At 49.8% G+C, this 213-nt stretch carries 1 rRNA gene; it reads left to right on the top strand.

The annotated features are described in order from the left end of the window. A 23S ribosomal RNA gene (locus FD32_RS00410) occupies positions 1–213 on the top strand; the annotation flags it as partial.

The raw sequence follows: 213 nt of genomic DNA, 5'->3' as shown, positions 1-213 counted from the left end.
GGAGGGACGCAGGAGGCTAAGCGAACCGCATGATTGGAAGAGTGCGGCCAAGCAATGAGTCAGTAACTAAGTCAAATGCTTAGTTGCGGGTTGACGAGTTGTGATGGGGAGTGAAATTATAGTAACGAAGTCGCTGATGTCACACTGCCGAGAAAAACTTCTAGTGAGTATTCAACTGCCCGTACCGCAAACCGACACAGGTAGTCGAGGAGA

It is taken from the genome of Limosilactobacillus panis DSM 6035, from assembly GCF_001435935.1.
In the GTDB taxonomy this organism is placed as follows: domain Bacteria; phylum Bacillota; class Bacilli; order Lactobacillales; family Lactobacillaceae; genus Limosilactobacillus; species Limosilactobacillus panis.
This window is presented reverse-complemented; position numbering and strand designations above follow the sequence as displayed.